The following is a 23,109-nucleotide window of genomic DNA, read 5'->3' as shown; positions in this document are numbered from 1 at the left end:
ACAGAAGGAAGGGAGATCACCATGAAAGCCAAACTGACTGCCATTGCTGTACTCGCCCTGCTGGCTGCAGGTGCAGCCCACGCTCAGGGACGAGACGACGGTCCGCGCTCCTCCGGGGCGGTTATCAGCAACGTGACCGAAATCAGCAATGACATCCACGTGCAGGGCTACGGCCTCGCGCTGGGTTTTGTGCCGTTCAGCTCGGAATCGTCGGCGGTTGTCGATTCCACGCAATCCAGCAACAACAACTCGGTCGACCTGCGGCGTGGCAGCAATACGGCGACGGTTGATGGACAGGCGCTCAAGGGCGCGCAGGGCGCAGTCGGGGTGAACGTGACGTCCGGCGCTGGCAATGTGCAGTCCAACGACGTTGCGCTGGCGGCCGTGGATGCCGGCAAGGTGTTCGCTTCGGCCCAGGTGTTCAACAACCAGGCGGACCCGGGTGAGTCGCTGTCCATCGGCAATGCTCTCAACAAGGCATCGCTGGGCGGTAGCGCTCTGAACGGCGCCAAGGGCACCATCGGCGTGAACATCGCTGCTGGCGCGGGTGAGCTGCAAGAGAACGGTATGGCTGCATCGACCAACACCTCGGGTCGTATCGCCAAGGCCACCGACTACAACAAGCAGTCGGCTGACAACAACTCGCTGCGCCTGAATGGTTGCGATCCGACCAATGTTGCATCGCTGAACGGCACTGCACTGATGAACGCGATGGGCAACATCGGCGTCAACATCGCGGCTGGCGCGGGCAACCTGCAGCACAACGGCCTGGCAATCGCCACGGCCAAGGCCGCCAACTAAGGCTGGCGTCCAAACTCCCGGCCGCTGCTCCGGCGGTCGGGTGTCCGTTCCCCAAGGGGGGGATTCATGCGACTGAACCGTCAATCGGTGGGCAGGATGGTGTTGTGTCTCTTCTGCGCAGGCGGCTTGTGGGCAACGCAGGCCAGTGCCCAGGAGGGCGCGATTGCGTTGCGCGCCGACAGCGAAATGCCACTGAACAAGCCGGTCAAGAGCATGGCGGAGCTGCGCTATCGCAGTGTGATGCGACAGCAGCAGGATTTCAGTTGCGGGGCGGCTGCGGTTGGCACGTTGCTGCGCTACGGCTATGGCTTGGACATCGATGAGCGCCGCGTCATTGCCGACATGATGAAAGTGAGCGACCCGAAGCAGGTCGCCGAGCAAGGGTTCTCCATGCTCGATATGCGCAACTATGTGCAGACACTCGGCTTTAGGGGCCGTGGCTACCGTGTGGACATGGCGGCATTGCGCGATCTGGCGATCCCGGTGATCGTCTTGTTGAGCTTGAACGGGTACCAACATTTCGTGGTCGTCAAGCGCGCGGCCCAGGGCAGGGTGTTTATCGCCGACCCTGCACTGGGCAATCGCATCATGCAGGAGTGGGAATTTGCGCCTGCGTGGAATGGCCTCGTATTTGCAATCGTCGGCGACGTGTCGGTCCAGGCCGATTCCGGATTGCTGCAGACGAATGCTCCCAGCTTGCGTGCGCGTGAGAACGCCGCGTTCTCGGGAGGGATGCTGCCGATCCAGATGGAATTTGGACCTGCCCGGTGGGACCTGTTCTGATGAAAACCAAGACACTCGCATGGATGCTGCCGCTCGCGTATGCCGGCTGGTGTGCCGGAGCCAGCGCCGGGCCGCTCCCTGATCCTTCCGCGCCGGCCGAAGCGCACGACAGTGCCGTGCTGTTTCATTCCGGCACCGCAGTCGAGCTGGCCGATGACGGTGAGCTGGCCCAGCAGCGCGGCAAATACCTCGGCGCCAGCATCGTCAGCGGATTCATGATTGAAATGGCCTCGCAATGGCGCAACGAAGCAGGGCAGGCAGCGGCCGAAGCGCGGCTGCTCGCCACCAACCTGCGCACCAGTACCGCCAGCGTCGCAGTGAGCACACTGGCGTCGGTGCAGATGGGCATAGGGGCTCTGGCGGGCGCCACACCCGGGGCGGCAGCCTCCGGCGGGGCCGGTGTACAGGTCAACGGTGTCGGCCAGGTGACACAGGTGGCTGGCAACAACAATCTGGCGAGTAACACCACATCGATCTCGATGCAGTCCGCTCCATTGCCTACACTGCCTTCGGGCAGCGCGTTGGCAACGGCGGCGCAGAACGGATTCACCGCCCAGGCCCAGGCGGGCGCGGGCGGCGTGCAGGTTGCCATCACCAGCCCGATGGGCGTCGTCTCGCAGTCGGTGACGCCCAATCTGGCCGGGGCGGCGGGGAGCGTGATGCAGGTGGCGCAAATGGCGGGCAATGCGCAGTTGATTGCCAACCAGTTGTCGATCCAACTGCAGATGCAGACGATGTCGCGTCAGCAGCTGGCTCAGATCGGCGTGGCGCAGGCATTGCAGGCGGTGGCGGGTTTACGCCGCTAGACGTGCCGATGCAGAATTTCCTATAACGACGCAATAGAAGAACACACAGGCAGGCAGTGAGAGGCGGCGCTCGGCAATAGGGCCGGTGCGCTGAAATGGAGGCTCTTTAGCCTCCGCCTTGCTTTCCGGGGGGAAACATGGGACACCGACGCACGGCAGTGGCGTGGGCAGTGGCATGTTGGTCGTTGCTTCCTGCGGCGGCCGAAGCGCAATCGGCGCCGTCTGCCGAAGACTCCTTTGACGCGCGCCTGGCGCGTCTGCAGCGCATCATCGAGCGGCAGCAGAAGATCATTGATGCATTGGAAGAGCGCGTCGGCGACCTGGAACTCGTGCGCGTGCGCGGGCGTGGCGTCGGTGCCAGCAACGCACAGGCATCCGCTGCGGGCGCAACCACGGCAACACAATCGCCGTCGTCTGCGCTGGTCGCCCAATCCGGCAACACGGCGCCAGCGTCGGAAAGCACAACCGCCGCGCGCCCCGACCCCAACGACAAGCCCCGCATCCAGAGCAAGGACCTCGTCTTCCAATCCGAGCACGCGCCGCTGTTTGAGCGACGTTTCACAATCGATACCGGCATCAGCTACAGCTACTACGACCGCCGCAACCTCGCGCTGTCGGGCTTTCTGGCGCTGGATGCGATCTTTCTCGGGCAGATCAACCTGGTCCAGACCAAGGCCAATGTCACGACCTTCGACGTCACCGGCCGCTATGGCTTCAGCGATCGGCTGAGCGCGGATTTCACAGTGCCGGCCGTGTATCGCTCCAGCACGTTCTTCAGCGGCGGTGCGGGTGGGGCATCGAGCACCGTCAGCGAGGCAGACAAGACGTCCGCGGGCTTGGGCGATGTGAGTGCCGGCATCTACTATCAGCTCGTCAAGGAGTCAGCGGATTTGCCGGACATTGTCGGCAGCTTTCGCGTGCGTGTACCGACCGGGCGTTCACCGTTCGGCATCAAGCTGATCCATGCCGACAGCAATAACAACAACCTGATCATCGACCAGCAACTGCCGACCGGCAACGGTGTATGGAGCGGCACGCTGGGCATGTCTTTCCTGAAGACGTACGACCCGGTGGTGTTGTTTGCCAATGCCAGCTACACATACTACGTGCCGCGCTCGTTTGCTGACATCTCCTCGACCGAAGGCGTGGTGCAGCCGGGCAAGGTCAAGCTGGGCGATACCATCACCCTGGGCGGAGGCCTTGCATTGGCGCTGAACGACCGCACGGCGCTGACGATGGCTTACAGCACCGCATTCTCCGGCAACACGCGCATCACCCCAGAGGGCGGCGCCGAACAGTCGGTGGTGGGCAGCAAAACCAACGTAGGCACGATGACGTTCGGCATCAGCCATGTGCTGACCAAGAACTTGTCGATCAGCGCCACGCTGGCCATGGGCCTGACGCCGGACGCGCCGAACTACGTCTTTACGCTTCGCTTCCCGTACACGTGGTAGCGCAGGGGTCGTGGCGCCCGGCAGACGGCAAGGCGTGGCGTAGGTGGAGCGAACGGCAACGCAACGAACGCGCCTGAGCGCGGGATGTTCTGCCCTGGATCGAGAGGTGCGCGTGCAAAGCCACAGGCTAGTCGGCGTCCCGGCGCGCGGATCCCGGTGTAACGCGTTTTTGACGATCGACCGCATTCAACGCCCGCAGCACGGAGCGTCCGGTATCGGTCAGCCGCGCACGGCGGCGGTGCCCTTCGGCGGAGCGTTCGAGCATGACCAGTTGCCGCTCCAGCAACGCGTCCAATTCAGCGCGGTTCATGTCGACCTGCTCGGGTGACTGGCAGATCAACATCAGCGTGGCAAATTCGTGTGCACTCAGCATCTTTGTCTCCTAGTAACAAACAACCGTAACCAGGGGGCACGGTGCCAAATGCAGGCGCGCAAGGAGCGCGCCCGCCTGCAAGGCAAAACGACGGCCGGTGATGGGCTCAGCCGGCCTGGACTTCAATACGCCGCGGCTTCGCTTCATCGCGGCGCGGGATCGTCAGCTTGAGAACCCCGTCGCGCAGTTGAGCGTCGATGCGCGATGCGTCAAAGTCCGGGCTCAGCACAAAGGTGCGCGAGAAATGCGGGTGTCGGACTTCGCCATGCTGCAGCCGCAGACCCTGCGGCGTAGGCACCATCAGCTCGGCATCGACCGTGAGGGTGCCATCCTGTACGCGAACATCGAGCTTCTCGCGCGGCACGCCCGGCAGGTCGGCAAACAGCGTGATGCCCTGGCGGTTTTCGAAGATGTCAACAGGCGGTGCCAGATGCGTCTGCCGTGCGGCGGGCTGTTCGCCTGGCTGCTTTGCAACCGCGGTCTTACCCGGCTGCGCCTGGGTCGCCAATTGTGTGGTGTCGTTCATGATGTGCTCCTTGATGCTTGCGCAAGCTGTGGCTCAGCCTTGCACTGTGATCTGACGCGGCTTCGATGCCTCCGACTTGCCGACGCTGATGGTCAGGCAGCCGTTGACGTACCGTGCATTGACCTTGTCGGGGTCGACATCCTGTGGCAACTCAATCACGCGACGGAACGCGCCGGTGAAACGCTCGTCGGCATACACGCGCGTGTCGTCGGTCATCTCGAAATCCGGGCGCTTGCGCTCGCCGCTGATCGTCAGCAGCCCCTTGTCGATCGAGACGTCGATTTGCGCGGGGTCGAGCCCCGGGGCGAATGCGACGATCTCGACCGAGTCATCGGTGCTGCCAATGTTGACGGGTGGAAAGGTGCCCAGGCGTGTGGCGCGCAGGCTGGCGGGTGCACCCGCAAAGAGAGTGGCCATCTGCCGTTGCAGGCGATCAAATTCGCCCAGCAGATCGGTGCCAAAAAACAGATCGCTCATGGCTGGCTCCTGAAGGGCCCGCACGGAGACTGAACCGAACTACGCGCTCCAGTTCATCCGTCCGTGGCGGGCCACTGACAAATAAATCGAAACACGCAGCGCGAGAACCGCGACTGCATTGACGACTCCTAAAATAAGGAGCCAAGCGGAAATTTCAAGAGGCCATTCGATACGTCATTCGGAGGTTTCATGGACCTTTTCAACGCAGTGCACGAACAGATGGATGCGGTGCGGTTGCCGTTGGTCGCGGTCACCGTGACAGCGGCCCGCCGACCGAATACGCCGCTCGTGGCGATCCTGCATTGGCATGGATTTCGCCGCGCCAGCCCGCTCGTGTTGCCGGGAGTCGACATTCCACCGCGCTCCGTCCCGGGCTCGGCCATTCAGCTAACGCACGCCTGGCAGAGCGTCGAAGCCGTTGACGAGGCGCTGCTCGACGCCGCCTGGCAGCTCGGCGCATGGGATCTTGAGCGCGTCGAGCGACGCGGTTGCAACGTGGTGGGCGCATCCGCAGGTGAAGCGCTGGCATGCCGCCAGGCATTCGGCGATTACGAAGGTGCCTCGGCGGACGAGGCACTCATCGATGGCGCCCCCGATCGTGCCCAGCTGATGCAGATTGCCGCGAACGAAGGCTACCTGCGCTGGCTGTTCCGGCCCGTCAAGGGTGGCGTGTGGCAGGCGCTTGAGGAGCCGGACGATACGCTCGGCCCGGATGGCGGACGCGAGCCGCCCTGTCCTGTCCTTCCAATCCCCCGCCAAGTACCGCGCCACCGGCCGGTCCGCAGCCGAACGGTCTACCGCCTGGGAGCCGTCCGGCGCATCCTGTTGCCGTGAAACATTTTGTTACAAACTCGCCGTTTTTTCACCTCTTGAACTCGCGGCGGTGCGCTTCTATTTTGCAATCCGCCAAGTATTCGGCACGGCTTGCTCGCCCTGCCTGGCGCCCTGCTTGAATGGCGCGCAAGCCGGATTCCCTTTTTTGGTGATCTATCGCTCAGGAGATGGAAATGAAGATTCGTCCCCTCTACGACCGGGTTATCGTCAAGCGAATCGAACAGCAACGGACGACGGCCTCGGGCATCGTGATTCCTGATTCCGCCGCAGAAAAGCCCGAGCAGGGTGAAGTCATCGCGGTCGGCACGGGCCGCCTGCTTCAGGACGGCACGCAGCGCGAACTCCAATTGAAGGTCGGTGACCAGGTGCTGTTCGGCAAGTACGCCGGGCAGACCGTCAAGGTCGATGGCGAGGAACTCCTCGTCATGCGTGAAGAAGACGTCATGGGCGTCATCGAAACCCACGCCGAGGCGGTTGCCAAGGCCGCCTGAAGCCTCGAGCCGCTCGCGGACACTGCCGGACAGGACACCGCAAATAGGCCGGTTGTTCGCGACGTGTTGAGTCAACGACTTATCCGGAGCAACAAACATGAGTGCAAAAGACGTCAAGTTCCACGACAGCGCGCGCGTCCGTATCGTCAAGGGCGTGAATGTTCTTGCCGATGCCGTGAAGGTGACGCTCGGGCCCAAGGGCCGCAACGTGGTCATCGAGCGCAGCTTTGGCGCCCCGACCATCACCAAGGACGGCGTGTCGGTCGCCAAGGAAATCGAGCTGAAGGACCGCTTCGAAAACATGGGCGCGCAGATGGTCAAGCAGGTCGCGTCCAAGACCGCGGACATTGCCGGTGACGGCACCACCACGGCCACCGTGCTGGCCCAGGCCATCGTGCAGGAAGGCATGAAGCACGTGGCGGCCGGCATGAACCCGATGGATCTCAAGCGCGGTATCGACAAGGCCGTGGCCGCCGTGCTTGATGAGCTTCGCAATCTGTCGAAGCCGATTTCGACCAACCGCGAAATCGCCCAGGTGGGCTCCATTTCGGCCAACTCGGACGAAGCCATCGGCAAGATCATCGCCGAGGCCATGGAGAAGGTCGGCAAGGAAGGCGTCATTACAGTCGAGGACGGCAAGTCGCTCGACAACGAGCTGGACGTGGTCGAAGGGATGCAGTTCGACCGCGGCTATGTCAGCCCGTATTTCATCAACGACCCCGAAAAGCAGGCGGCCTATCTGGACGACGCGCTGATCCTGCTGCACGACAAGAAGATCTCGAATATCCGCGACCTCCTGCCGATCCTGGAAGCGGCATCGAAGGCCGGTAAGCCGCTGCTGATCGTGGCGGAGGATGTCGAGAGCGAAGCCCTGGCCACCCTGGTCGTCAATGCAATGCGCGGCATCCTGAAGGTCGCCGCCGTCAAGGCGCCCGGATTTGGCGACCGCCGCAAGGCCATGCTCGAAGACATCGCCGTGCTCACCGGCGCAACCGTCATCTCTGAGGAAACCGGCAAGCAGCTCCAGAAGGCTACGTTGGAGGACCTCGGCCGGGCCAAGCGCGTGGAGGTCCGCAAGGACGACACCATCATCATCGACGGTGCCGGCGACCAGGTCAGCATCGATGCCCGCGTCAAGTCCATCCGCGTGCAGATCGACGAGGCCACAAGCGACTACGACCGCGAGAAGCTGCAGGAACGGGTGGCGAAGCTTGCCGGCGGCGTTGCGGTCATCAAGGTGGGCGCAGCCACCGAAGTCGAGATGAAGGAGAAGAAGGACCGTGTCGACGATGCCTTGCACGCCACCCGCGCGGCTGTGGAAGAGGGCATCGTTCCGGGCGGTGGCGTGGCCCTGCTGCGCGCCCGCTCTGCAGTGCTGAACCTGAAGGGCGCGAACAGCGATCAGGATGCCGGCATCCGCATCGTGCAGCACGCGCTGGAGGCACCGCTGCGCGCCATCGTCGCCAACGCTGGTGAAGAGCCGTCCGTCGTCATTGCGAAGGTCGCCGAAGGCAAGGGCAACTACGGCTACAACGCGGCCACCGGAGAGTACGGCGACCTCGTGGAAGCGGGTGTCGTCGACCCGACCAAGGTGACGCGCACCGCGTTGCAGAACGCCGCGTCTGTCGCCGGGCTAATCCTGACCACGGATGCGACCATTGCGGAGGCACCGAAGGAAGACAAGCCCGCGCAAGTGCCGGCGCCTGAGCTGGACTACTGAACCACGCAGTTGTGCTGCCATCGACCGGCCGGTTCGCCGGCCGGTGCAACTGCATTCCGGCGCCGCTAGTCCCCGTTGCGGTGCCGGCTTTTTGAGGTTCGATCACGCCCATGAAGCTGCAACTCACCATTGACGCGAAGCACCTGGACGTTGAGATCGATGACGTCGTTGCCGGCCTGTTGGCTGCACGCCTCAGCCTGCCTGAAGGTGCCGACCACCGCGATGCGATCGCGCGGCATCTCAGCGAGGTCAGCGCTCCGTGGGTGCTGGACGAAGGGCACATGCGCAAACGCGTGCTACGTCGTCTCATTCTCGAGATCGCGGACCCGACGCTGTTGATGCGTCATCTCATGATGGATTAGCGCTCGACTTACCAACTCCGGCCCGGAAGACGCCACGCCTGCCAACGAGGCCATGTAGAGCGCGAGAACGCCGCTGCACGCCCAACCATGACGGCCATCCTGGCCCCGTATCGACCCAGCTCAAAAGGGGATAGGGGCGCGCGCATGTGCTGCCCGGTCGATATTTTCAGGCTTGGCTCGTTCCGAGCGTCTTGGCCATACAGAGCAAAGGCTTGCCAGAACCCACGTCCACGACACCGCTCCAGCCCAGAGACGCCCCTATTGCCCGCCTATCCGGCACAGGGTAAAAATCGGTCTATTGCACCCCAATCTCGACTGGGAGTCGCGCATCCATGGACCAACCCGCCAAGCTCAATGCCGATTCCCTGGGTATCGTTGAATCGGTGATCATGGGCATCGCCGGTACTGCCCCGGCCTACAGCATCGAGATCACGACTTCCACCATCATCGGGACGGCCGGCACGCAGTCGCCGGCCAGCATCCTGGTGTGCGGGCTCATCATGTTTGGCATCGCGTACGCGTTCATCAACATGAACCGTGCCCTGGCGAGTGCCGGCACCTCGTATTCGTGGGTGAGCATGGTATTCGGGCGCGCGCTCGGCTTCTTTGCTGGGTGGGCCCTGCTGGTGCTGTGCTGTGTGTTCATGGTGTCCGCCATGATTCCGGCGGCAAATGCCACGCTGCTCATCTTTGATCGGCCCATGATGAACAACGTGCACTACGTGACGTTGATCGCGGCGGCATGGCTCACGTTTGTCAGCGTGGTAGTCGTCAAGGGCATCAAGCTCACCAGCTACGTGCAGGTGCTGATGACGATTGTCGAGGGTGTCATCCTGCTGGGGATCATCGTCGCGAGTTTCATGGTGTTTCCGCGTACGCCGCAGCACCCGTTCTCGTGGGTCTGGTTCTGGCCTTTCGCGTTCACACCCAAGCTGTTTGCCAACGGCGCGTTGGTGGCGATCTTCTTCTTTTACGGCTGGGACGTGACGATGAACCTCAGCGAAGAGACGCGCGACGCGAACCGTACGCCCGGCCGTGCCGCGTTCTGGTCGATGGTGTTCTTGATGGTGTTCTTCCTTGTCTTCATCGTCATCACGCAGCTTGCGCTGTCCGATGCCGAGATCCAGCACTACAACACGAACATCATCTTCGCCATTGCAGAGAAGCTGTTTGGGCCGACCTGGGGCTACGTCGCGATCGTCGCGGTCTTGCTGAGCACGGTGGGCACGGTCGAAACCCAGATGCTGCAGTTCACGCGCACGCTCTTTGCCAAGAGCCGCGACGGCGCACTGCACGCACGCTATGCGCGCCTGCATCCGGTTTGGCGCACGCCGCACATCGCCATCTTCTTCATCTGGCTGACGGGGCTCGCACTGCTGTTCGTGTCGTCCTATCTGCCGACGATCAACGTCATCCTGCACGATTCGATTACCGCCATCGGCTTCCAGATCTGCTTCTACCTGGGGCTCACGGGGCTGGCCTGCGGCTGGTACTACCGCAAGGTGCTGACGCAGGGGCCATGGGTCGCCATCACCCATGTCATCTGGCCGGTGGCTAGTGGGCTCTTCCTCTTCTTCATCGCGCTCTACAGCATCCCGACCTTCGACTGGGTCACCAATATGGTGGGCATGGGCGGCATCGCCATCGGTGTCATTCCGCTGCTGCTGAACCGTAAAAAGATCTGGTCGGCTCGCTCCGCCTGAGCCAGTCCGATGCACCCATTGCCATTCACCCGGCGCCAACCTGGGGCGCCGAATGCTGTCAGGCTGCACTGACAGCGCCTGCCGTATTGACCTACAGAAACAAGGGCGTGCCCGGACAACACAATGAGCGCCCGCTGATGGCGGCAGCCGGGCGTCACACCGATACTCAAGTCGGTGACATCCAGCTCTCGATAAAGGTCATTGCCATGGACGACTATTGCACGCTGTGCGGGCGGCGCGGGCATTCTGCGTCGCACTGCCCATGGGGTTCGTATATGCGAATCCGTCGCTATTCTCCGGTCGTGTTGAAGAACGATCGTTCATTGACGTTTCGAAAATTCCCCACCTGATGCGCCAAGCGCGTAACGTGGTGGGCTTTATATTCGGTCGCGCGGAAGACGCCTACTGACCGGATGGCACATCGAGGGCAATCGCTTTCCGCGGAATCGAAAGCTGGATACGGTAGCCGCCCTGTGCGAGTGGCCCCGCCGCGAAAGTCCCTCCCAGGCGGCGCACGCGCTCGCGGATGCCGGCGATCCCCGATGACGGCGGCCGCCCGGCTGCGGGTTTGGTGGAGTGCGTGACGACGGCGCCATCGTTGTGAATCGCCAGCTCGCAATTTGCCCGGTCGCATCGGAGATCGACCACGACTTTCGTTGCCGACGTCGCATGCCGGGCAACGTTGGTCAGACCTTCCTGCACGATCCTGAACAGCGCGGTGGAGGCGGCGTCATTGAACGCCACCGTATGCGTATTGCAGATCAGCGCGACCCGCAGGCCGGTATGTTGTCCGAAATCGGTGACGAGCCAGTCGAGCGCGGGCAGCAGCCCCAGGTCGTCGAGTATGGTCGGCCGCAGGCCCGCGGCAAGACGCCGGACCGACGCGAGCGCGTGGTCGATAGCATGGCTCATCGCCAGTGTTCTTTCGCGCGCGTATGCCAGGGCTTCCGGCGTGGTGCTGTCATCTGCAAGCAGGCCGGTGATGATCATCTTCAGCGCAGTCAATTGCTGCCCGAGGTCATCATGAAGCTCGCGTGCAATACGCTTCTTTTCTTCTTCGCGAGTGGCTTCGACCCGGGATGCCAGCTCGCTCGCGTACTCGAGCTGCTTGAGCCGCTCGCGCTCGGTCAGGTCCCGGGTGACCTTGGCAAAGCCGATCAGGTCGCCGTCTTCATCCCGCAGGGCAGTGATCACCACGTTGGCCCAGAAGCGCGAGCCGTCCTTGCGGATGCGCCATCCTTCGTCTTCCCAGCGGCCAAGGGCGGCCGCACGTTTGAGTTCTTCGCCCGGATAGTTCTGCGCAATTGCCTCGGCAGGATAGAAGACCGAAAAGTGCTGGCCGATGATTTCGTCGGCGTGATAGCCCTTGATGCGTTGGGCACCGGCATTCCAACTTGCGATGTGACCTGTGGGATCCAGGAGGAAGATTGCATAGTCCTGTATCGCGTCGACCAAGGTGCGATAACGCTCCTCCACGGGCACGTGGGCGATGGCTGCATCGCTTGCCGGTTTTCGCAATCTGTCTGCGTTGGTATCCATATCAAGCCCCGTCGCAGCGGGTTCGGGCGTCTAAGGCACGCCAGTTGGAAGCCGTTTTCCGAGCATCTACCCAAGAATATGCTGCTGGAGGATGGCAATCAAAGGCACCGACCTGGAAGCGCGCTTGCGCGCATGGACATGGTCGCGATTGCCGCTGTGGATATGTGGATAAGCGCGTGAAGAACTTCAGGGACAACTGTGTTGGCTGCCCGGGGTCAGGTTGTCCGCAGCACGGGCATAACTTTGATGGTTGCCGGGAGGGTGGGGCGTGCCCTGCACGAGTCATCCACGCAACGGCACATACTGTCCGACGGGTTGTGCAATTCGCAAGCCGTTGACGCAAAAGCGCTTTCTGCAGCTATCCACAGAAACGGTCCACCGTTATCTACTACTACTATTTTTATATACAGAAGAAATAAAGAAGACAGCAAAGACGGGCAGGGCAAACGCTCACGGGTGCTTGATGTTTGATGTGCGTTACGTGAGCGCGCCCAGCAGAAACGCGGCGATGCTGGCCGTGGTGAACGTGGTCAGCGCGCACATCGGCATGAACGGGTTGATCCAGGCCGTTGCAAGCCGGCGCGTGGTGCAGCGACGCCCAGCGTCAACAAGATCAGCAGCGCAATCGCACCGGCAAACGTCGCCTGCCGGCGTGTGTCCCGCTGAATCAGAAAACTTTCCATTCATCCCCGGAGTTCGAGACTGTGCGTGTCCGACCTGCCCGCGTGTCGGTGTGCCTACATCCTAGGGAGCGTCAGGCGGTGGGAAAAGCCTAGGCGATGACCCGGGCAAGGAGGAGATCGCTACGGCTGGCCTAAGTCGGGTGGCCTAGGCTTGCCCACAGGCCGGTTCCAAGGGAATTGAAGGGAATCTTTAGTAGTGTGGGTCCGGCATCTCACGGTTGTTGAATCACTCGGGCCCTGGACCGACGCTGTATGGAATCACTCAATCACACGCTGTTTCTTTGGATCAACGCACCGGCCGACGCACCGGCTGCCACCGTCCGGCTGGCGATGGCCTTTGCCGAATACGCGATCTGGCTGGTGCCGCTCACGCTCGTCGCCGGCTGGCTGTGGGGTGAGCCCACCACGCGCAGGCAGGCACTGCAGACCGGCGTGGCTGCAGCGCTGGCGTTGTCGATCAACGTCGGCTTCGGCCTTGCGTGGTATCACCCCAGGCCGTTTGCGATTGAACTGGGCACGAATCTGCTGCCGCACGCGCCGGATTCGTCGTTCCCCAGCGACCACCTGACCGCACTGTGGACCGTGGCATTCAGCCTGATGTGGAACGCACGCCTGCGGCGCGTGGGTGTGTTGCTGGCGCTATTGGGCGTGCCGATGGCGTGGGCGCGCATCTACCTGGGCGTGCACTATCCGTTCGACATGCTGGGCGCGGCGGCTGTGTCGGCCCTATGCGCATGGCTTTGCAGCGGGCGTGTGGCGCATACGCTGTCGGAGCCGCTGCACCGGCTGGGGCTGGCCTTGCATGGCGTGGTGCTGGCGCCCTGCGTGCGGCGCGGCTGGGTGCGCAAGTAAGCCCGCTCAGGCGTGACGGCGCCACGCCCGCCAGAACAGCACGAACGACAGCACCGTCGCCGCCACGTTGTAGAGCGTGGCCAGCGCGAACGCGTGGCCATAGTGCGCTGCGTGGGCGGCAGCGTCCGCCGACACTGCGCCCTCTGCCCCCTCCACCTGACCGAGCAGCGAGAACAGCAGCACGCCCACCACCGTCACGCCCACCGCATTGCCCACGGCCTGCATGGTCGTAACGGTACCGGCGCCCATGCCGGCCTGGGCTGTTTCCACGCCGCTCAGGATGGTGTTGAGCGACAGTGGAATGACCATGCCCTGCCCAAAGCCATTGAGCATCAGCGGCAGGATCAGCCAGGCGGTACCCGCGCCCAGCTGCGCCATGGTGGCCAGCACGACCATGCCGACGGCGAAGGTGGCCACCCCCAGCAGCAGGGCACGCTGCCCGATGCGCTCAGCCAGACGGGGCGCTGTCAGCGAGCCGGTAAAGAACGCGATGGCCGCGGGCGTAAACACCAACCCCGCTGCCAGCGCCGACAGGCCGCGCCCGAACTGCAGCAGGATCGTCAGCGCCAGGAAGTACGAACTGATGGCCGTGTAGAACAGGAAGATCGCCAGCACGCCCAGCACAAAGCTGCGGTTGCGGAACAGCGCCATCTCGATGATCGGGACGCGGCCCGCCGTCGACAGCGCTTGCTCCACCCGCACAAAGTGGCGGAACACCAGCAGCGAGGCCAGCGGCAGCACCCACGACCACCACGGCCAGCCGGATTCGCGGCCCTGCATGATGGGCACCAGCAGCATCGCCAGCGCCACCGCACCCGCCACGGCGCCATGCACGTCCAGCCGCGCCGCCACCGGCGCACGCGATTCCGCCACGAAGGCGCGGGCCGCCAGGAGCGCCACAATGCCGATCGGCACATTCACCAGGAACACCGCACGCCAGCCGGATACGTCGGCCGCCAGCGGATGCGCGATCAGCCAGCCGCCAATGATTTGCGAGACCGACGCCGCCACGCCCTGCACGGCGCCCATGGTGCCGAATGCGCGGCGTCGCGCATCGCCGTCAAACAGTACGCGCAGCGAGGCCATCACCTGGGGCATGAGGATGGCCGCGCCCAAGCCCTGGCCGACACGCATGGCGATCAGCATCCACGGCGTGGTGGCCAGCCCGCACAGCGCAGATGCGAGCGTGAACAGCGCCATGCCTGCCAGAAACATGCGCCTGCGCCCAAACAGGTCCCCCAGGCGGGCGCCGTTGAGCAGGAACACCGCATACGCCGCGCTGTAGCCGACCATCACGAGCTGGATCTCCGCAAAACTGGCATGCAGGCCGGCCCGGATATCCGGAATCGCCACATTGACGATGAACAGGTCGAGAATGGTGACGAAGTTGCCGGTCAGCAGCGCCGCCAGCGCCGGCCAATGTCGTTTGGCTGACGAGGCGACGCTACTAGCAGAAAGGGATTCTGTTGACATGGGGGATCTCGGTTCATTAATATACGGTCGTACGTATACTAGAGAGCGATTGGCCCACGTCAAGGGCCGATTGTGTTGACCCCACTCATCGATAGGGCATTGCCATGAACGAAACCGACGGCCGCCGCCAGCGCGGCGAACGTGCGCGCGCCCAGGTGCTCGAGCACGCCACCGCCATCGCTTCCACCGATGGGCTGGAGGGCCTGACCATCGGTCGTGTGGCCACGGATGCAGGCGTGGGCAAGGGCAACATCCAGGTGCTCTTCGGCGACAAGGAAACGCTGCAGCTCGCCACCCTCGACGCTGGGGTCGTGCATTACCGCGCGACGGTGGTCGAGCCCGCGCTGGCGCTGGAGAGCCCGCTTGCCCGCCTGCGGGCGCTGACCGACGGCTGGTTCGACTACGTGGCCAGCGGCGCATCGCCAGGCGGCTGCTTTGTGTGCGCGGCCAGCTACGAATACCGGGCCCGCCCGGGCGCGATCCAGGATCGTGTGCGCGGACACCGCGAGTCGGTGCGTGCGCGGTTTCGCGAGACGATCACCGCCGCACAGGCAGCCGGAGAATTGCGCGCCGATGTCGACGTCGATCAGCTCGTCTTCGAGATCGAATCGTTTCGCTCCAACGCAAACGTGGCGTTTCTGATGGGCGATATGGCGGTGTTCGAGCGCGCGCGCCGCAGCACGCAGGCGCGCATCGACGCGGCGCTGGCCTGAGCGCGGCTGACCAGCGGCCGACGCGCGCGCACAACGCTGGTACTCAGGTCAGTCCCTCTCCTTCACCTTTGGTTACACTTCAGCGGCATCGAGCGTGCGTGCCACTGCGCTCGAAGAAGGAAATGCCGATCTCAGAAAAGGTTGCCTTTGGGGGGAGCGCATGACGCTCAGAATGACCGCCTCTTTGTTAGGAGGCGCTTTGTGGCTTGCGGGCTGCGCACAGCCGTATGTAGAACCGCCCGCGGGTGCCCGGACCGTGCCGGTTGAGTTTATACGGCCCGCCAGCGGCGCGGCCGCCGCATTGCTGGTCTTCGACGACGCCCGCACATGCACGGGGCAACGCGTGGCAATTGCCACGAACCAGCCAGCGCGCTCCGTGCGTGTGCTGACCGACGTGCCGACGACCATGGCCGTGAACTTCGTGCGTCCGGCAGGGAACCTGACCTATTTCTGCTCGGTTGCGGTGAGTTTCGTTCCGCTGACGGGGCACCGTTACCAGTTGCGTTCGACTTACTCCGAAAGCGAGCGGGGCTGTCGGGCGGCACTCATCGAATCCAGCAATGGGCTGTCATGGCGCCCGGTGGCTGCGCGCTATCGGCAATGGGCAACGCAGTCTGCTTGCCAGCCCTTGACCGACGCTGATATCGCGCACATGCGTGATCGCACCCGTTCGGAAGATGGATCGACCACGCTGAGCGACCTCAAAGATTTGCTGTTGCCCCAATGAGGCGACCCGCCTGACTAACATGCATATCGTTCGACTGGTTTCATTGCTGGTTGCCGCGTTGGTCTGCGCCGGCGTTGCAGAGCGCGCGGTCGCGCTGGAGCCCGCAGCGGTCTTTGCCAAGGTTTCGCCCAGCGTCTGGGAGGTCCGCGTTGCGGGTTCGGACGGGCGGCCGCTGTCCATTGGCAGCGCAGTCGTTATCGCCGATGGTGTGGCGATCACGAACTGCCATGTGCTGCGCGGCGGCAAGCAAGTCTGGCTCAAACGCGGCAACGCAAGCTACGGTGCTCGTTTGCAGTATCCCGACGTGGAGCGCGACCTCTGTCAGCTCCGGGTCGCGGATTTCCACGCGCCTGCAGTGATGCTCTCTCCGGGGAGCGCACTCGTGACGGGGCAAAAAGTGTACGCGGTCGGCAATCCGCTGGGGCTGGAGCTGACGATCAGCGAGGGCCTGATCTCGTCCTTGCGTACCGATGACGAAGGACGTCTCAAGAGCATCCAGACGTCTGCCCCAATCTCACAAGGGTCCAGCGGGGGCGGCCTGTTCGATGCAGACGGCCGGTTGATTGGCATAACAGACCATCAGGTCGTGCTCACCATGGGGCAGAACCTGAACTTCGCGATTCCTGCGGACTGGATTGCCGATGTCCCTGCGCGCGGGCAGAAATCGCTAGCTCAGGCGACGGCTGCACCGGCCGCTTACGCATCGAGCGCGCAGGCGGCGCCACCACGCCGCTCCGGCGAACTCGGGCGAAACCAACAGGCCGGCTTCGATATGTATCTGAAGAAAACGTGGCCGAAGATTTTTGTCGCCTCCGACGGCGATCATTACTCCTGGGCCGTAGGCCAGAACGCGGAGTTTCGGGCGATGGCTTTCTGTACCGAGCGATGGATCAATTGCCGCGTCTACGCCCGAGACGACACCATCGTCGAGGCCAAGTGAGCGGGGTCGCTGCGCGGGAATGCTATTAATATGTCGGCCTCTGCGGCATCTTGGGGCGCTGCTCTTGTGCCGCAAGTAATCCCCGTCGAATAGGAACCTGCCAACATGAATTGGACCGCGACCCGGCCGATCCGCGTGATCGTGCTCGATGACCATGCGGTTGTCCGCCATGGTCTGGCTGCGCGCCTGAAACAGGAGACCGACATCGAGGTTTCCGGCATGTTCGCCTCGGGTCGCGAAATCGTGCAGGCACTCAAAGACAAAAGCCTTGAGGTGGATGTCCTGCTGATGGACTACTCGCTCGGACCCACCGAGATTGACGGGCTGAACCTGATCCGCCTGATCCGCGTGCGCTATCCGGACTTGAAGATCCTGGTGGCGTCGGCGCATCACAACATGGCGACGGTGGGCATGGTCATGCATGCCGGCGCACGCGGTTTTGTCGGCAAGGAAGAGGATCTGTCGGAATTGGTACGCGCCATCCGCACGGTGGCCGCGGGCGGCAAGCGCCTGAATGCCGCGCTGGCTGCCGAGATGGAGCGCGGTGCGCTTTCCGCCGATGCGCCCGCGCCCGTCACCAATGGCACCAAGCTGTCCGCCCTGATCGACCGCTCCGAACTCAGCCCGCGCGAGCGCGAGGTACTGCGCTGCTGCCTGGACGGCATGTCGGTCACGGACATTGCCGAGAAATTTGCGCGCAGCATCAAGACGATCAGCTCGCAAAAGCAATCGGCCTATCGCAAGCTGGGTATCCGCACCGATACCGAGCTGTTCAAGATCAAGCACGAGCTTGAGGGGCAGTGAGCGCTAAGCGGCACCCGCCCGAGCCCCGGCGTACCGCCAACGCTGACGGCTGAGACTGCCCACCCGAAAACGCCTGATCCGATCAGGCGTTGTGCAGCACGCGCAACAGCAGGTTTTCCAACTGCTTGACCTCGGTCTGCGAAAACCCGCGCAGCAGGTGGTTCAGCACGTCGATGATCAGCGGCCGGATCTCCGGATACAGCGCGCGGCCCTGCTCGGTGAGCGACACCACCACCGAGCGGCGGTCCGCATCGCTGGGGGCGCGCTTGACGATGTTCTTCTTCTCCAGCCGATCGATCAGCCGCGTCATCGCGCCCGGATCGTAGTGCAGCAGGCGCGAGAGTTCGGCCGGCGTGGTGGCCAGGTCTTCGGCCAGGTAGATGACGACCGTCCATTGCGCGGCTGTCAAGTCCAGCGATGCCAGGGCACTGTCGATATGCGTCACCAACGCGTGTCGGACCCGGTGCACGAGCCGACCGATGTTGGTATCGCGGTCCATAGTGTCAAGCTGGTAGGCGCCTTCACTGGTGCTGGTGTCGGCGGCCTCAGGTGTCTGTACGTCGATGCTCATGGTCGTGCTCCCCGTTCTGCCGGTGATCCGGCTTGTAAGGCGCGCCGCGTTCCCGTAACGCTGGGCGTACTTCATTGCACACTAATCGTCGCTTGCCCAGGCCGTCAAGCCGGGATCGATACCAACGCCGATCGTCAAATCTCGTTGGATACCGCTGCAAAACGATTGCGGCTGCCAAGGGGCGAGGCGGTTCGTATCATGGTTGAAACGTCGACGCCGTGACCAACTTGCACCATGTGGCGCGGCGTGCTCGTCCTCCTCCATTTTCCTTTTTTGAATGCCATGAACCTCCACCTTCAGAACAAGCTCGCTCTCGTGACCGGCTCGACCAAGGGCATCGGGCATGCCATTGCTGTAGCACTGGCCGCCGAAGGCGCCCGCGTGATCGTCAACGGCCGCACCGAAGCGTCCGTGGGCGACGCGATTGCACGCCTGCGCACCGAGGTGCCCGACGCCCAGGTCGAGGGCTTTGCCGGTGACCTGTCCAATCCGGCCCAGGTCGACGCGCTGCTCGGCCGCTTTCCCAAGGTCGACATCCTCATCAACAACCTCGGTATCTTCGACCCCAAGCCGTTCGAGGAAATCGACGACGCCGAGTGGCAGCACTTCTTCAACGTGAACGTGCTGAGCGGCGCGCGGCTGTCGCGCGCCTACCTGCCCGGTATGCGTGCACAGAACTGGGGACGCATCGTGTTCATCAGCAGCGAGAGCGGCGTGCAGATTCCGGTGGAGATGATCCACTACGGTGTCACGAAGACCGCGCTGCTGGGCCTCTCGCGTGGATTGGCCGAGCTGACGGCGGGCACGGCCATCACGGTGAATGCCGTGCTGCCGGGGCCGACGCGTTCCGAAGGCGTAGACGCGTTTGTCGAAAAACTCTCGGGCGGGCAGAGCTTCGAAGCGTTCGAGAAAACCTTCTTCGAGACGGCGCGGCCGACCTCGCTCATCAAGCGCTTTGCCACCACGCAGGAAGTCGCCAACCTGGTTGCCTACGTGGCCAGCCCGCTGTCGTCGGCCACCACAGGCGCTGCGCTGCGTGTGGACGGCGGCGTGGTGAAGTCGGCGTTCTAGAACGTCGGCCCTGACGAACGCACCATTCCGGCGCGCGGCCCCGGCTTTTACGCTGGCCGTGTCGCTGGTGCATGCCGACGGGACCCGCCGGCAGCGCGTCTGTTCGCCCGTATCGTTGAGAATGCAGACCAGGCAGACCGCGCGTGTCCTCGCCCGTGCGTCGGCGGCATTCCTTCCACATCTTCGGAGTGATTGCCATGTCCCACTGCAAAGTCTACGGAACCAAACCTGATAACGGCCCGGGTCAACTGGCGGCCCAGGCCGCACGCGATCGCGTCAACCAGGCGCATGCCACCTGGGCTGTCACGCTGGCCTACGACAGCGGCTCGACAACTGCTGTCTACACGTCGGCTGTCGCCAGCGTCGACGACCTGGAGAAGGCGTTCGAAGCGGAATTCCCGCAGTACACGGTGGTCGGTTACTGAGCCGGGTTCCCGCCATGTGCCCCCAAGGGGCATCGCGCCGGGCACGCCCCGGCCCACAAACATTGCAATCGGATGGCCGCCCGGCACAATGCATGTCGGACAGACTTTTCGAGGACCGGGATGCAGGACAGGCAGGCAAAGGGCAGCAAGTTATCGTGGCGGTGGCCGGTGTGGCTGGGTGTCGTGGCGTTGGCGCTCGGCGTTGCGACCGTTCGTGCACAGCAGCCGACGACGTCCGCTTCGGCAGAGCCGCAGATCGCCTTCTACTACGGCCGCGATGTCCCCGTCGCTGAACTGCAAGCCTTCGACTGGGTCGTGCTGGAGCCGGCCACGGCCGGCAGCTTCGATCCGAAGCAGCCATCGCCCACGCTCTGGTTCGCTCGCGTCGACCTGACGCAGCAGACCGACGCAATGCGCACAAGCGCCTGGCCTGCCAACGTGATCGACCAGGTCTTTGCGCCGCTGCTCGCGCAGGGCTACGCGGGCTTCCTGCTGGATGGGCTGGACGCGCTCCAGCGCGGCGCGCCCGATGCCGCCAATGCCGTTGCGGCACTGGTCCAGGCGTTGCATGCACGTGCACCGCAGACCAGGCTGCTGGCCGGCGGCACGGCGTGGCTTGAGACGCTCGCACCGCAGTTGTCCGGCGTGGTGACGGCCGGGCTGGTGCGCGAGCGCACCGGCGGGGAAGGCTTGCAAGAGGTGACCGATGCCGACCGCGCCGCACGCGTTGCCACGCTGCGCAAGATCGGTGCGCAGTACCGCATACCCGCCGTCGCACTCGATTACTGCCCCAACTACAACCGTACCTGTCTGCGTGAGACCGCCAATGTGGCGCGCGCTGCAGGCGTTACCAGCTACGCCACCACGCCCGGCGCCGACTTCATCGGCATCGGCCGGCTGGAAGTGATGCCGCGCCGTGTCCTGCTGGTCGAACCCCAGGAGCCCGGCACCAGCCGCAACACCGCGCCATCGGTGCTCTATCTGGCCATGCCCATCAACTATCTCGGCTATCGCACCGAATTTGCCGACGCCAACAAGCCGTTGCCGACCGTCACGCCCGACCGCTATGCCGGCGTCGTCACCTGGTTCGACGGCAACGCATCGCGACCGGGCACGTGGTCATCGTGGCTCAGGCGCACGATGGGCGCCGGTGTTCGCGTGGCGATGTTCAACCAGTTCGGGCTGAACATGGATGCCACCACGGCGCGGATGCTGGATCTACAGACCGTGCCCGGCACGCCGGCGGGGCCGCTTGACATCGTTTTGCGCGATCCCATGGTGGGCTTCGAGTTGCAGCCTCATCCCGACCGGCGCATGGCCGTGGGGGTGAAGGTCGACCCCAGCGTCGCGGGGGCGCAGTCGCTGCTGCGGCTCTCCGCCGGCAGTTACGCCTACGATGCGGCGGCCATCATGCCGTGGGGCGGTTATGTGCTGCAGCCGTTTGGCGTCTTCCGCATGCCCGATGTCGACCAGGCGCGCTGGGTGATCCAGCCGCTCGATTTTCTGCGCCGCGCGCTGCAACTGCCCGCCATGCCGGTGCCTGACACCACGACGGAAAACGGCCGCCGGCTGATGACCGTGCACATCGATGGCGACGGCTTCGCCTCCCGCACTGAGTTTCCACCGAGCGAGTTTTCCGGCCAGGCATTGCTGCGCGAGATCCTGGACCGCTACAAGGTGCCGACCACCGTGTCGATCATCGAGGGCGAGGTGGCGGCCGACGGCGTGTACCCGAAGCTCACGCCGCAGCTCGAGCCGATCGCGCGCACCCTCTTTGCGCAGCCCTACGTGGAGCTGGCCAGCCATACGTTCTCGCACCCGTTCAACTGGCTGCGCACCACCAACCCGCCCGATCCGGCCTCCGCCGCCACGGCCGAAGGCACCGACACCGCCTTCTCGTTGAACATTCCCAATTACCGCTTCAGCTTCGATCGCGAGATCGCGGGTTCCATCCACTACATCAACACCAAGCTCGCCCCGCCAGGCAAGCAGGTAAAGGTGCTGCTGTGGAGCGGCAACGGCCAGGTGCCGCCGATTGCCGTGCAAAAGACCGTCGAGGCCGGTGTCCTGAACATGAACGGCGGCGACACCTACATCACGCGCTCCAACCCGAGCTGGACCGCCGTGGCGCCGCTGGGCGTGGACAAAGGCGATGGCCTCTTCCAGGTATTCGCGCCCGACCAGAACGAGAACATCTACACCAACCTCTGGCACGGCCCGTATTACGGTTTCTCGCGGGCCATCGAGACGTTCGAGCTGACCGAAAAGCCTTACCGCTTCAAGCCGATCGGCATCTATTACCACATGTATTCGGGCACCAAGCTGGCCTCGGTTACGGCTCTGCGGCAGGTGTATGACTGGGCGGTCGCGCAGCCGGTCATGCCGGTCTACGCGTCGGACTACATCCGCAAGGTGCTCGACTTCCGCACCCTGGCCGTGGCGCGTGACGGCGATGCCTGGGTCGTGCGCGGCAATGGCGACCTGCGCACCGTGCGCTGGTCCGGACCCGGCGTGCCGCGTCTTGCCGATGCACGCGACGTGGCGGGCTACACGGCGGGTCCGGGTGGTTCCTATATCCATCTGACCAGCGGCTCGGCACGCTTTGCGCTGGACAACGATGGGCCGACGCTGCCTTACGTGCGCGATGCCAGCGGCCGCCTGTCGAACTGGCGGCGCAGTGCGGATGGCCGCTCGCTGTCGGTCGATGTTGCCGGCTATACGCGACCGTTCATCCGCTTTGCCAATGCAACCCGTTGCCGGGCGACCGTGGACGGCCGTGACGTGGCCGCCTCGCACGGGGCTGACTGGCGCATCGAACTGGGGGCGGGCAACCCCGCCAGGCTCACGCCTCAGCACGTCGAGCTGACCTGCGACAGATGACGTCCGAGATTGCGGAACCCTGTCTGGCCTGCCAGACATAAGGAGCTGTAAAACGTTTGCGCTCAAGCTTTTCTGGGTTGATCCGTTGTTAACTTGACTGA

23 protein-coding genes and 1 pseudogene are annotated in these 23,109 nt (G+C 63.9%); 17 read left to right on the top strand and 7 right to left on the bottom strand.

Annotated elements, in window-relative coordinates:
• Positions 1–21: 21 nt before the first annotated feature.
• The 4 genes from RP6297_RS14420 (at position 22) to RP6297_RS14405 (ending at position 3,844) form a co-directional block, all read left to right on the top strand.
• Positions 22–801, top strand: coding sequence for a hypothetical protein (locus tag RP6297_RS14420; RefSeq protein ID WP_009239640.1), 780 nt, complete (start codon positions 22–24; stop codon positions 799–801).
• Between the two features lie 66 nt (positions 802–867).
• Complete coding sequence (locus RP6297_RS14415) at positions 868–1,584, top strand: C39 family peptidase (protein WP_009239641.1); 717 nt, start codon at positions 868–870, stop codon at positions 1,582–1,584.
• Positions 1,584–2,390 carry a hypothetical protein gene (locus RP6297_RS14410; protein ID WP_009239642.1) on the top strand — a complete coding sequence of 269 codons (807 nt, stop codon included), beginning with the start codon at positions 1,584–1,586 and terminating at the stop codon, positions 2,388–2,390. The genes RP6297_RS14415 and RP6297_RS14410 overlap by 1 nt, the downstream gene beginning before the upstream one ends.
• 137 nt (positions 2,391–2,527) lie before the next feature.
• Positions 2,528–3,844, top strand: a complete 1,317-nt coding sequence (locus RP6297_RS14405) for a hypothetical protein (RefSeq protein ID WP_009239643.1) — start codon at positions 2,528–2,530, stop codon at positions 3,842–3,844.
• Positions 3,845–3,971: 127 nt separating this feature from the next.
• On the opposite strand, the gene RP6297_RS14400 is transcribed toward RP6297_RS14405, so the two are convergent.
• The 3 genes from RP6297_RS14400 to RP6297_RS14390 form a co-directional block, all read right to left on the bottom strand.
• Positions 3,972–4,217 carry a hypothetical protein gene (locus RP6297_RS14400; protein WP_009239644.1) on the bottom strand — a complete coding sequence of 82 codons (246 nt, stop codon included), beginning with the start codon at positions 4,215–4,217 and terminating at the stop codon, positions 3,972–3,974.
• A gap of 106 nt (positions 4,218–4,323) precedes the next feature.
• Complete coding sequence (locus RP6297_RS14395; protein ID WP_009239645.1) at positions 4,324–4,743, bottom strand: Hsp20/alpha crystallin family protein; 420 nt, start codon at positions 4,741–4,743, stop codon at positions 4,324–4,326.
• 33 nt (positions 4,744–4,776) lie between these two features.
• On the bottom strand, positions 4,777–5,220 hold the full coding sequence (locus RP6297_RS14390; protein ID WP_009239646.1) for an Hsp20/alpha crystallin family protein: 444 nt from the start codon (positions 5,218–5,220) through the stop codon (positions 4,777–4,779).
• Positions 5,221–5,409: 189 nt separating this feature from the next.
• Between RP6297_RS14390 and RP6297_RS14385 the strand changes: the two genes are divergently transcribed.
• From RP6297_RS14385 to RP6297_RS14365, 5 genes are all read left to right on the top strand, one after another.
• Positions 5,410–6,054, top strand: a complete 645-nt coding sequence (locus tag RP6297_RS14385; RefSeq protein WP_009239647.1) for a hypothetical protein — start codon at positions 5,410–5,412, stop codon at positions 6,052–6,054.
• A gap of 173 nt (positions 6,055–6,227) precedes the next feature.
• On the top strand, positions 6,228–6,545 hold the full coding sequence (locus RP6297_RS14380; protein WP_004628765.1) for a co-chaperone GroES: 318 nt from the start codon (positions 6,228–6,230) through the stop codon (positions 6,543–6,545).
• A gap of 97 nt (positions 6,546–6,642) precedes the next feature.
• Positions 6,643–8,265 (top strand): chaperonin GroEL, encoded by a 1,623-nt coding sequence (groL, locus tag RP6297_RS14375; RefSeq protein WP_009239648.1) that lies wholly within the window; start codon positions 6,643–6,645, stop codon positions 8,263–8,265.
• A 110-nt stretch (positions 8,266–8,375) separates the two neighbouring features.
• Positions 8,376–8,627, top strand: a complete 252-nt coding sequence (locus RP6297_RS14370; protein ID WP_009239649.1) for a hypothetical protein — start codon at positions 8,376–8,378, stop codon at positions 8,625–8,627.
• A gap of 332 nt (positions 8,628–8,959) precedes the next feature.
• Positions 8,960–10,330 (top strand): APC family permease, encoded by a 1,371-nt coding sequence (locus RP6297_RS14365; RefSeq protein ID WP_009239650.1) that lies wholly within the window; start codon positions 8,960–8,962, stop codon positions 10,328–10,330.
• 402 nt (positions 10,331–10,732) lie between these two features.
• Here the strand turns inward: RP6297_RS14365 and RP6297_RS14360 are convergent, their stop codons facing one another.
• Both RP6297_RS14360 and RP6297_RS14355 read right to left on the bottom strand, forming a co-directional pair.
• Positions 10,733–11,869, bottom strand: coding sequence for a PAS domain-containing sensor histidine kinase (locus RP6297_RS14360; protein ID WP_009239651.1), 1,137 nt, complete (start codon positions 11,867–11,869; stop codon positions 10,733–10,735).
• A 486-nt stretch (positions 11,870–12,355) separates the two neighbouring features.
• Positions 12,356–12,552, bottom strand: a pseudogene (locus RP6297_RS14355) (diguanylate cyclase); the annotation flags it as partial.
• A gap of 252 nt (positions 12,553–12,804) precedes the next feature.
• Between RP6297_RS14355 and RP6297_RS14350 the strand changes: the two are divergent.
• Complete coding sequence (locus RP6297_RS14350) at positions 12,805–13,404, top strand: undecaprenyl-diphosphatase (RefSeq protein ID WP_009239652.1); 600 nt, start codon at positions 12,805–12,807, stop codon at positions 13,402–13,404.
• 6 nt (positions 13,405–13,410) lie between these two features.
• Here the strand turns inward: RP6297_RS14350 and RP6297_RS14345 are convergent, their stop codons facing one another.
• A complete protein-coding gene (locus tag RP6297_RS14345) occupies positions 13,411–14,877 on the bottom strand; it encodes an MFS transporter (protein ID WP_009239653.1) in 1,467 nt (488 codons plus the stop codon).
• Positions 14,878–14,981: 104 nt separating this feature from the next.
• On the opposite strand from RP6297_RS14345, the gene RP6297_RS14340 reads away from it, so the two are divergent.
• The 4 genes from RP6297_RS14340 (at position 14,982) to RP6297_RS14325 (ending at position 18,061) form a co-directional block, all read left to right on the top strand.
• Positions 14,982–15,590, top strand: coding sequence for a TetR/AcrR family transcriptional regulator (locus tag RP6297_RS14340; protein WP_009239654.1), 609 nt, complete (start codon positions 14,982–14,984; stop codon positions 15,588–15,590).
• A gap of 172 nt (positions 15,591–15,762) precedes the next feature.
• Positions 15,763–16,317 carry a hypothetical protein gene (locus RP6297_RS14335; RefSeq protein ID WP_223293238.1) on the top strand — a complete coding sequence of 185 codons (555 nt, stop codon included), beginning with the start codon at positions 15,763–15,765 and terminating at the stop codon, positions 16,315–16,317.
• A 19-nt stretch (positions 16,318–16,336) separates the two neighbouring features.
• Positions 16,337–17,257: a S1C family serine protease gene (locus RP6297_RS14330; protein ID WP_009239656.1), complete on the top strand. Its 921-nt coding sequence runs from the start codon at positions 16,337–16,339 to the stop codon at positions 17,255–17,257.
• A gap of 105 nt (positions 17,258–17,362) precedes the next feature.
• A complete protein-coding gene (locus tag RP6297_RS14325) occupies positions 17,363–18,061 on the top strand; it encodes a response regulator transcription factor (protein WP_009239657.1) in 699 nt (232 codons plus the stop codon).
• A gap of 82 nt (positions 18,062–18,143) precedes the next feature.
• Here the strand turns inward: RP6297_RS14325 and RP6297_RS14320 are convergent, their stop codons facing one another.
• Entirely contained in the window at positions 18,144–18,632 is a 489-nt protein-coding gene (locus RP6297_RS14320; RefSeq protein WP_004628789.1) for a MarR family winged helix-turn-helix transcriptional regulator, read from the bottom strand.
• 282 nt (positions 18,633–18,914) lie between these two features.
• Between RP6297_RS14320 and RP6297_RS14315 the strand changes: the two genes are divergently transcribed.
• From RP6297_RS14315 to RP6297_RS14305, 3 genes are all read left to right on the top strand, one after another.
• Positions 18,915–19,703: an SDR family NAD(P)-dependent oxidoreductase gene (locus RP6297_RS14315; protein WP_009277246.1), complete on the top strand. Its 789-nt coding sequence runs from the start codon at positions 18,915–18,917 to the stop codon at positions 19,701–19,703.
• 197 nt (positions 19,704–19,900) lie between these two features.
• Positions 19,901–20,128: a hypothetical protein gene (locus tag RP6297_RS14310; protein WP_009239659.1), complete on the top strand. Its 228-nt coding sequence runs from the start codon at positions 19,901–19,903 to the stop codon at positions 20,126–20,128.
• Between the two features lie 120 nt (positions 20,129–20,248).
• On the top strand, positions 20,249–23,008 hold the full coding sequence (locus RP6297_RS14305; RefSeq protein WP_009239660.1) for a polysaccharide deacetylase family protein: 2,760 nt from the start codon (positions 20,249–20,251) through the stop codon (positions 23,006–23,008).
• Positions 23,009–23,109 lie beyond the last annotated feature (101 nt).

The organism is Ralstonia pickettii, from assembly GCF_016466415.2.
GTDB lineage: Bacteria > Pseudomonadota > Gammaproteobacteria > Burkholderiales > Burkholderiaceae > Ralstonia > Ralstonia pickettii.
Note: the sequence above shows the minus strand (reverse complement) of the source record. Positions and strands in the feature narration are given on the sequence as shown.